The 10,051-nt window shown below is 59.3% G+C and carries 6 protein-coding genes and 1 pseudogene; all 7 read right to left on the reverse strand.

The genetic code is table 11. The features are described from left to right. Positions 1-184: pseudogene (locus AVHM3334_RS22825) on the reverse strand (IS5/IS1182 family transposase); the annotation flags it as partial. A gap of 27 nt (positions 185-211) precedes the next feature. Next, a complete protein-coding gene (locus AVHM3334_RS22830) occupies positions 212-1,390 on the reverse strand; it encodes a DUF6531 domain-containing protein (RefSeq protein ID WP_284415745.1) in 1,179 nt (392 codons plus the stop codon). 400 nt (positions 1,391-1,790) lie between these two features. Then, complete coding sequence (locus AVHM3334_RS22835) at positions 1,791-2,198, reverse strand: hypothetical protein (RefSeq protein WP_284415746.1); 408 nt, start codon at positions 2,196-2,198, stop codon at positions 1,791-1,793. After that, positions 2,198-6,865, reverse strand: a complete 4,668-nt coding sequence (locus AVHM3334_RS22840; protein ID WP_284415747.1) for an RHS repeat-associated core domain-containing protein — start codon at positions 6,863-6,865, stop codon at positions 2,198-2,200. Before AVHM3334_RS22840 ends, AVHM3334_RS22835 begins: the two co-directional genes overlap by 1 nt. A 376-nt stretch (positions 6,866-7,241) precedes the next feature. Beyond that, positions 7,242-7,724: a DUF4265 domain-containing protein gene (locus AVHM3334_RS22845; protein WP_284415748.1), complete on the reverse strand. Its 483-nt coding sequence runs from the start codon at positions 7,722-7,724 to the stop codon at positions 7,242-7,244. Positions 7,725-8,007: 283 nt separating this feature from the next. After that, positions 8,008-8,451, reverse strand: coding sequence for a hypothetical protein (locus AVHM3334_RS22850; protein WP_284415749.1), 444 nt, complete (start codon positions 8,449-8,451; stop codon positions 8,008-8,010). Continuing rightward, on the reverse strand, positions 8,436-10,051 hold a 1,616-nt coding region (locus tag AVHM3334_RS22855), incomplete at its 5' end, for an RHS repeat-associated core domain-containing protein (RefSeq protein WP_284415750.1). The genes AVHM3334_RS22855 and AVHM3334_RS22850, both read right to left, overlap by 16 nt.

Raw genomic sequence — 10,051 nt, forward strand, 5'->3', positions numbered from 1 at the left:
AGGCGGGCCGACCGCCCCGGCGGCCATCCCCGCGTTCGATCAAGGCATCCACCAGCCGGGCCAGTTCGCCGAAGTCGATGTGCCGCGCGATCGCTTGCAGCGGATCGCCCACCTCATCTCTCTTGTGTTGGCGCGAAGCCTGCGCGAACAGGTCGAACTTCAGCGCACTTCGGGGTGTGATCATGGCAAGTAATGGGTTAGCTGGTCTTGGTCAACAAGTGACCGGCTGGGTTTTGAGAGGTTCCCTCTCGTAGGGGTCGAACCACTCGCCGCCCACGGCGACGTGGGGCAGCTGCACATGGCGGCCCGCCTCATCCAGCAGCACCATGCCGTCGGCCGACAGGCGCAGCTCCTGCGCCATCGGATGGCTCCAGCCACGGCCCCAGGGGCCGTCCTCGGCCAGGCCCGATCGGTAGCGTCGGCGCCAGGCCAGGGACAGCAGCGGGCCGGGGCCGGGCAGGGAGAAGTCGGTCTCGTCCATGAGTTTCTGGCCGCTGGAGAGGATGACCGGCCCGCCGATGGCGCAGGACTCGCACGGGCCCTTGCCGCCTGGGTTCTTGCGGTCGCTGTGCGCGGGGGTGTCGTGCGTGTCGTTCTTGCCCTTGCTCTTGGTGCTGGTCTTGAACTTCCTGCCCGCCAGGGCGGCCAGCAGCGCGAGGCCCCCGTGCAGCAGCCATTTGGCGAACCGCTGGCGCGCCGCCTCCTTCTGCGGCTCGGTCATGTCGGAGCTCCAAGTGTCCATCATGGCCTTGAGTTCCTGCACGGCGGCGACGCCCGCCTCGCCCATCGCGAGGGCACGGTCGGCCACCACGGCGCCCCCCAGCACCTGCCCGATCACGGGAATGCCCTGGGCCGCGGACGCCGCCATCGACAGGGCCAGTCCGGTGTAGGTGGACGGGTCCTGCAGCAAATCCATGGCCTGTTCGATCTCCTCCTGGGCGGCGTCCGTGAAGTGAGCCGCGGTCATGCCGCCGAGCACGTCGGTGGTGTTGTGAATCAATTTCTGGGTCTCGGGCGCCAGCTGGCTCAGGATGGAGTTGGTGAGCGTGGTCACGCCGTTGACGACCATCTCGCCGGCCTCATGCACCACGGATTTGACATAGGTGACGTGCTCGTTCACGTGGTCTTTGACGTTGGTGAACCAGCCCACGATGGTGCTGACGGGATCGTGCTGGCCCTGGTCCATCGCGCCGTAGCGGTTGGACATGTCGGTGCCGTGTTCCTTGATGGTGCCCAGCGGGATCAGGATGGCGGCGCTGTTGTTGCTGTGCCAGGCGGTGCCCTGCCGGCCGCTGGTCTTGAGCTTGACATGCGTGGCCGGATCGAACGTCCAGCCGTCCGCCACCTGCGTGATCGCGCCCTCGCCGCCGCTGAAGATGTGCGTGCCCATGGAATGGAGAGGTGCAGGGGGACTGGAGAGGTGGAGGGAGGGAAACAGAGCCGCAAAGGCGGTTCAGGGTGTTTTAAGGCCGCTGCCTTAGTGGAATATGCCTTGAATGCTATCGATATAGGAGCGATGGCGAATTGACGGGATTACGCACACCGAAGAAAAGGGTGAAAAGGGCCGGATGCCCTAGTATTGATTGGCTTGATTGCTATTGAATGCATAGCGATCGTTGCTGGGTCGACAAGCGCTGAAAAACTGGCGGATGGCTTTGCAGGTTTGCGGGGGAGGGGGCGATTCGCTGCACCTGCAAGGCTTTGGGGTGTCTCAAAAAACCCTGATTTTTCAAAAGAATTTAACGTAAGTCATTGATTTACATGGATGGAAATCTCAAAAATTGAGGTTTTTAGAGATGCCCTATGGTTAGACCTTGCATATGACTGAAATTTTCGATTTCCAAAAAATTATCAATATCCTTAATAAATATTTTTTTTAGTAATTTAACTTCTGTATTTTTGCTTCCTTCGATGTACCCAACTATATTGATGATTATGCAGGAATTGGCGGTTCTTGATTGAATAAAATTGATTAGTTTTATTCGCGATTGGATATCTTTTTTTATAAATATGTAATTTATGCTTTGCCTTGATTTATCGCTAATTAATGTTGCCTCGATAGTTTTTCCTTTATAAATTAAACGGACCGTCCCTGCGTTTATTTCTTTTGGTATATTAAATTTGCCAACATCCTTAAAGCCTTGATAATTTGAAGATGTTGGGTTTTTTTCTTCGAAATAGGCTAAAAATAGTGACATTATTTTTTTGGGTAGAAAATGTGTGAATCTCCAGTCGTCCCTTCGTGATTATTCGGATGAACGTGGGGAAGACGGCCCTCTGTGCTACCTGTTTCTCTATCAGGATGGGCTGGATGCTTCATGGGTTTTTTACAGGCGCACCTTTTTGCTAAACTGACGGCTTCGCTGCGACTATCTGCATGAATATCCTCCCCTCTTTGTGCTCTCTGAATTGCTTGTTTATCCGATATTTCTCTTCCTGTGGAAACACCATTTTCTGTTCTTGCTGCCGTCCGGTAGCCCATTAGGCCTAGGGGGTCAATCCAAATATAATTATTAGGGGCAAAGATATAAAAATTATTGCCGCCATTTAGACCAATTGGATCTTGGTTGATGAATCTTCCAATTACTGGGTCGTAATACCGGAACCGGTTGTAATGCAGCCCGGTTTCCTCATCGAACTGCTGTCCCTGGAATCGGAAGGGTTGCTCGATGGGCGGCGGAGTGGATGAACGTGCGCTGGCACCGTCGCTCCAGTCCATTCCCGGCCCGTTGCCCATGCGGCGTTGGGTGGGACCATCATCGGTGCCCGTCCTCGCCACGGTGCGCAGCGTAGCCTCTCCCCAGACCTTGTAATCCGCCGCCCAGGCGATGCGCCCCTGGGCATCCGTCAACTCCAGCGGCGCCCCGATCTGGTCGCACTGGTACCAATACGTGTCGGATTGGTCTGGCATGCCTTGAACAGTTGCCAGGGGTACAAAGCTCTCTGGCTCGTACACGAAGAGCGCTTCTTTGCTTCCCCGTTGGCTGTGCACCATCAGATCGCCATCCCAAAGGAAGTGCGTGGCGCCGAAGGAGTCCGTCTTGGACACCCGCCGCCCCAGCGCATCGTAGGCATAGCGGGTTGTCTGCGTGACGCCATGGCGCGTGGTGCTGGCCTCGACCAACTGGTGATCGGCATTCCAGCGCAGCTGGACCACCTCATGGTGCCCCGCCTTTTGGTTGCCCCGCGTGCGCTTTGTCACATTGCCATGCACGTCGTATTCGAAGTGCATGTCTTGATAGAAGCGAAGGCGGTTGTCCCCGACCACGCCCAGGCCGGTCCTGGCTTCGCTGCTGTGGTGCCGCCCGACCTGCGCCTCATTGCCATCCAGCAGATTGCCCGCCGGATCGAAGGCGAACAACTCCCGCGGCTGGTGGCTGCCGGCCCCCGGCAACGCCGCCAGGATGCGGCCCGTGGGGTCGTAGCGGAAGTCCTGGCGCCCGCGCAGGGTGTCGCCCCGTGCCACCAGTTGGCCCGAGAGGTCGTAGGCGTAGGCCCGCTCCAGCACGGGCTGCGCTGCCCGGCCGTTCGCCACATTGCCGCTGGCGCGATGGCCGGCGCGGTGATGCACCAGCCGCCCGGCCGGGTCGTACCCGTAGCGGCTGGATGCGGCTCCCTGGCTGCGCTCGACCTCGCGGTGCAGCGCATCGCGCTCCATGTCGGCGATGACCTCGTGCGCGCCATCCTGTCCTGGCTGGGCGATGTTGATCTGGTGCAGATGGCCGGAGCCGTAGAACAGCCAGTTCAGCGTGCGCCCATCGGGCAGCAGCGTCTGCGTGCGGTTGCCCAGCGGGTCGTAGTTGTGAACGAGCGAGCGTTGCAATCCTTGAGGCGATACCGCAGCGCGGCCCAGCCGCGCCGGCAGGCCAGGGCCACCCTGGCCGATGAGCGTCTGTGTCTCGCTCAATAGCTGCCCCACGGGGTCGTAGGCGAATGCCAGATGGGCGGCGCCATTGTTCGCTTGCGTCAGCCGGCCCAGCGCGTCGTAACGGTAGGCGGTTTCCTCGGGCGGGCCTTCGTGTCCCTGGGTGCGCTTGGCCAGCAGCCGCCCCAGCGCATCGCGCTCGAAGTGCGTGACCTTGCCCGGCCCGGCCTCGCTGCCGCCCACCTCGATCAGGTGGGTCAATTCGCTCGCGGCGTTGTACACGTAGCGCTGCCAGCGGCCGTCGAAGCCGATCTCGTCGGTGAGCTGGTCGCGCAGGTTGTAGCGGAAGGTGGTCTGCGCGCGGTTCTCGTTATCGAGGGCGATCAGGCGGCCCGCGCGGTCGTAGTGGTAGGCCAAACCTCTGCCCGCTGCATCGATGCGGGTCAGGGGCCGGCCCACGCCGTCGTAGGTGTAGCGGGTGACGGCTCCAAGCGGATCGGCATAGGCCAACAGATGGCCTTCGCCGTTCCAGGTGTACTGGTGCAAGGCGGTGGCACTGTCCGTGCCGGGCTCGGCCACATGGACGAGCCGGCCCGCACTGTCGTAGGTGTAGCGCGTGGCCTGCCCCAGCGCATCGGTGCGCTGCACCAGTTGCCCCAGCGCGTCATACGCAAAGCGCGTGGTGCGGCCCGAGCAGTCGGTATAGGCAATCAGGTTGCCCGCCTCGTCCCAGTGCAGTACCTTCTTGCCGCCCTTGGCATCGGTCACCTCAACTGGCCGGCCTTGGCCGTCATATTGGAAGGTCGTGGTCTGGCCAAGCGGATCGGTTTTGGAGAGCAGATTGCCTCGAATGTCGTACTCGCGTTGCCAGGCATGACCCATGGCATCGCGCAGCGTGGTCACCCGGTCCATCGCGTCGTATTCGAGGGCTGTGGACTGCCCCAGTGCATTGACGAGTTGCACCACGTTCCCCCGCGCATCGTGCCTCAGCGTGGTGCGCCGGCCCAGCGGGTCGATACTGCCTTTGGCCGTTCCGGTGGCATCGAACGGCGTTGCTTCGCGCAGTTCTTCTGGTGAGCCCTCGGCGATGACGGTGGCGACGATGTTGAAGCGCGCATCCCAGTGGTAGGCCGTCACGCGGCCCAGGCCGTCGGTGTGGCGGGTGATGCGTTCGTGGGGCAGGTAGGTGAAGCGGTCGTCGTCCTGGCCGGGGATGGGCGCATCGGCGCACCAGGAGCGCAGCACACGGCCGTGCGGGCCTTCCGCGTCGTACTGGGCGAAGTAGCGGTGGCCGCTGGCCTTGCGGTAGCCCACCAGCACGCCCGAGCGCCAGGCGTACTGGCGGTAGGGCAGGCCGCCATGGTGCGTGGCGACCAACTGGCCCTGCGCGTCGTAGTCGTAGGACGCCAGCACCTGGCTGCCGGTGTGGCCCGGCACCCGCAACTCCACCGTGGACAGGCGCGCGCCGCGCAATGGGTCGGTATCGGGGGCGTCGGCCGTGCGCGGCGTCCAGACCAGGCGCAACTGGCGTCCCGCCGAATCGGACACACCGACCAGGCGGGGCAGCGCGAAGGGAGAGGAGAACGTTCCCGCGCTGGCCGCACTGGCCGCACCGGCCGTGCCATCGGCCATGGCCTGTTCGCGGGCCTGCCGCGCACTCCAGGTCAGCACCTCGCCCGTGGCGGTATCGGTGTCATCCGCGGTCCAGTGCAGCGCGATGGCATTGCCGTTCGCATCCTGCAGCCGCGCCAGGGGCAGGCGCCACTGCTCGGGCGCCTGGCGGCGGTAGTGGTGCTCCAGCCCGCCCTTGTGCGCGATCACCCACACGTCGCCATGCGGGCGGCGCACGGTGAACTTCTCGTAGGGGTCGAACCACTCCCCGCCCACGGCGACGTGGGGCAGCTGCACATGGCGGCCCGCTTCGTCCAGCAGCACCATGCCGTCGGCCGACAGGCGCAGCTCCTGCGCCATCGGATGGCTCCAGCCACGGCCCCAGGGGCCGTCCTCGGCCAGGCCCGATCGGTAGCGTCGGCGCCAGGCCAGGGACAGCAGCGGGCCGGGGCCGGGCAGGGAGAAGTCGGTCTCGTCCATGAGTTTCTGGCCGCTGGAGAGGATGACGGGCCCGCCGATGGCGCAGGACTCGCACGGGCCCTTGCCGCCTGGGTTCTTGCGGTCGCTGTGCGCGGGGGTGTCGTGCGTGTCGTTCTTGCCCTTGCTCTTGGTGCTGGTCTTGAACTTCCTGCCCGCCAGGGCGGCCAGCAGCGCGATGCCCCCGTGCAGCAGCCATTTGGCGAACCGCTGGCGCGCCGCCTCCTTCTGCGGCTCGGTCATGTCGGAGCTCCAAGTGTCCATCATGGCCTTGAGTTCCTGCACGGCGGCGACGCCCGCCTCGCCCATCGCGAGGGCACGGTCGGCCACCACGGCGCCCCCCAGCACCTGCCCGATCACGGGAATGCCCTGGGCCGCGGACGCCGCCATCGACAGGGCCAGTCCGGTGTAGGTGGACGGGTCCTGCAGCAAATCCATGGCCTGTTCGATCTCCTCCTGGGCGGCGTCCGTGAAGTGAGCCGCGGTCATGCCGCCGAGCACGTCGGTGGTGTTGTGAATCAATTTCTGGGTCTCGGGCGCCAGCTGGCTCAGGATGGAGTTGGTGAGCGTGGTCACGCCGTTGACGACCATCTCGCCGGCCTCATGCACCACGGATTTGACATAGGTGACGTGCTCGTTCACGTGGTCTTTGACGTTGGTGAACCAGCCCACGATGGTGCTGACGGGATCGTGCTGGCCCTGGTCCATCGCGCCGTAGCGGTTGGACATGTCGGTGCCGTGTTCCTTGATGGTGCCCAGTGGAACGCGGATATAGGTGCTGCTGTTGCTGTGCCAGGCCGTGCCCTGCCGGCCGCTCTTCTTGAGCTTGACGGGCGTGGCCGGATCGAACGTCCAGCCGTCCGCCACCTGCGTGATCGCGCCCTCGCCGCCGCTGAAGATGTGCGTGCCCATGGAATGGAGAGGTGCAGGGGGACTGGAGAGGTGGAGGGAGGGAAACAGAGCCGCAAAGGCGGTTCAGGGTGTTTTAAGGCCGCTGCCTTAGTGGAATATGCCTTGAATGCTATTGATTTGGGAGCGATAGCGAATTGACGGGATTACGCACACCGAAGAAAAGGGTGAAAAGCGCTTGATGCCTTAGTTCCGATTGCCTTGATTGCTATTGAATTAATAGCAACTGGCGGTTGGGCACATCCAGTGCAAAGCAATCTGTCGATGATTGTGGCGGGTTTGCTTTGGCATAGGTCGTTGAAACTGCAAGGCTTGAGGTCGATACAAAAATGGGAACCACAGAATTCGGTATTGCGCTTTCCTCTTAAATTAATTTTCTTTATGTATCGAGTTGCTCCGCCCAGTCTGTTAATGTTTCATCATTTATGCCTCCGAGATTTTTATATACATTTGTATAATAATACTCTGATCCCAGTAATGAACTTATTTGATCGAAAGTGTCGTTGGTTTTTTGGAAGCCATTGCTTATCGGTACGGAGAATGCGATCACTCCTCCGCCAGTACCATCAATTGTTCCTGAAAGTTTACTGTCGATTATTTCCGCTGCTTTGGAAATTTTTGCTTGGTCTGGGTTTTCTAGATAAATCTGTATGCAAAAATTGCCGCCATGCCTCAATAATCGAGCCTCACCTTCTTGATTTAATGAAATAAGATCATTTTTTGCCAGTCCTAAAACCAAACCAGGTGAAGCAAGCAAACGATAAGCTCCATCGTCTAATTGCTTTGCAGGTAACTCCTCGTGAACGGGGCCATTTTTATTGTGGCCGGCAAGAATTTTGATGATTGAAAAGTTATCTTCCATATGGTGCTCCACAGCTACCTTTCTCTACACATGACATGCCATCTTTTGCATAACCACTATTTCCAGCGCTGAGATTGCAGGCGACTCCTTCAAGTGCAATATTCTCATCGGATAAGTTGCCACCCTTTGAATTGACGAAATCACGCACACCAAAAGAAAAAGGATGAAAAGTGCCTGATACCATAGTTCTGATTGCTATTGAATGTATGGCATTGGTTGATGCGTCGGCAAGCGCAAGATTCGCTGCATCGGCAAGTCTCGGGGAAGACGGGCGCGTCCGAAGTCACAATTTGAATTCTTCAGGTTCGATGTTCGTCGCAAAAACCCAAAGCCCATTCTCAGAATCTAGTCCTGTTTGAATCTCTTCTTGTAAGTAGGCATTGATAATTATTTCAGGAGCAACCAATTGGATTTTTGATTTGAAGCATGTTGATGGATCTCCTTTTTTTATGAGACTAAATCTGATTTGGCAAGCATAGCCGTCAATCCAAAAGTAGAGTGTCGATGCTTCTTTGACTTTTTTGGAGATAATTGATTTTATTGAATTAAAAAATTCGCTTAAATCTGATTTGATGATAATATTTTTTTTGTTTTCTTCTATTTCAATTAAAAAAACGTTTGCTGCTGCTTGCTTGTGAGATTCAAATGAGGTAAGCGGCTCGTAGTCTTTTTGGATTTCCTCGAGTATTTTCTGCAATGTTTTTATATTGCTCATGTGTTTTTGCATTTCATCTTGCTTGTGTCAATACTTTTGCCAGCTTCGCCTTTATGCTTGCTCATCACATCTCCATATTCGTCCAAATCTGCCTCCCACGTCATGTTTTTTTCATTGCCATTAAAGACCTTCCATGCACTGCCTCCGTGCCCAGTTTGATCCTCTGAATACCATTTGCCATCTTTCGGATCTCGCATAATTTTCACTCTGCCTACTCCTGGTACGTGTCCTTCGCAAATTCGATCTACTCGTTCTATTTTCCATTTTTCACAATCACATTTGCGGCGCGATTGATTCGGTTTTTCGGTTCTTTTTCGAGTGTTCAGGCCGAGGGGGTCGAGCCAATTAAGTGAGTTTGCACCATAGATAAATAAATTTAGACCTCCATTTAATCCAATAGGGTCTTGGCTAACAAATCTACCAATGGTTGAATCGTAATACCTGAACCGGTTGTAATGCAGCCCGGTTTCTTCATCGAACTGCTGTCCCTGGAATCGGAAGGGTTGCTCGATGGGTGGCGGGGCGGATGAACGGGTACTGGCACCGTCGCTCCAGTCCATTCCCGGTCCGTTGCCCATGCGGCGGCGGGAGGGACCATCATCGGTCCCCGTCCTCGCCACGGTCCTTAGCGTTGCCTCTCCCCACACCTTGTAATCCGCCGCCCAGGCGATTTGCCCCTGCGCATCCGTCAACTCCAGCGGCGCCCCGATCTGGTCGCACTGGTACCAGTAGGTGTGCCGGTTTTCCTCCGTCCCCTGGATGCTGGCCAGCGGCACGAAGCTGTCGGGCTCGTACACGAACAGCGCCCCGTTGCCGCCTCGTTCCTTGAGCACCATCAGATCGCCATCCCAAAGGAAGTGCGTGGCGCCGAACGAATCCGCCTTGGACACCCGCCGCCCCAGCGCGTCATAGGCATAGCGCGTGGTCTGCGTCACGCCATGGCGTTCGGTGGTGGCTTCGACCAATTGATGGTTCGCGTTCCATCGCAGCGTGGTGATGCTTGCGTTGCCGCCTTGTCGATTGCCCCGCGTGCGCTTGATCACATTGCCATGCACGTCGTATTCGAAGTGCAGGTCTTGATAGAAGCGAAGGCGGTTGTCCCCGACCACGCCCAGGCCGGTCCTGGCTTCGCTGCTGTGGTGCCGCCCGACCTGCGCCTCGCTGCCATCCAGCAGATTGCCCGCCGGATCGAAGGCGAACAACTCCCGCGGCTGGTGGCTGCCGGCCCCCGGCAACGCCGCCAGGATGCGGCCCGTGGGGTCGTAGCGGAAGTCCTGGCGCCCGCGCAGGGTGTCGCCCCGTGCCACCAGTTGGCCCGAGAGGTCGTAGGCGTAGGCCCGCTCCAGCACGGGCTGCGCTGCCCGGCCGTTCGCCACATTGCCGCTGGCGCGATGGCCGGCGCGGTGATGCACCAGCCGCCCGGCCGGGTCGTACCCGTAGCGGCTGGATGCGGCTCCCTGGCTGCGCTCGACCTCGCGGTGCAGCGCATCGCGCTCCATGTCGGCGATGACCTCGTGCGCGCCATCCTGTCCTGGCTGGGCGATGTTGATCTGGTGCAGATGGCCGGCGCCGTAGAACAGCCAGTTCAGCATGCGCCCATCGGGCAGCAGCG

Origin of the sequence: Acidovorax sp. SUPP3334, assembly GCF_030159055.1 — a bacterium.
In the GTDB taxonomy this organism is placed as follows: Bacteria; Pseudomonadota; Gammaproteobacteria; order Burkholderiales; family Burkholderiaceae_C; genus Paracidovorax.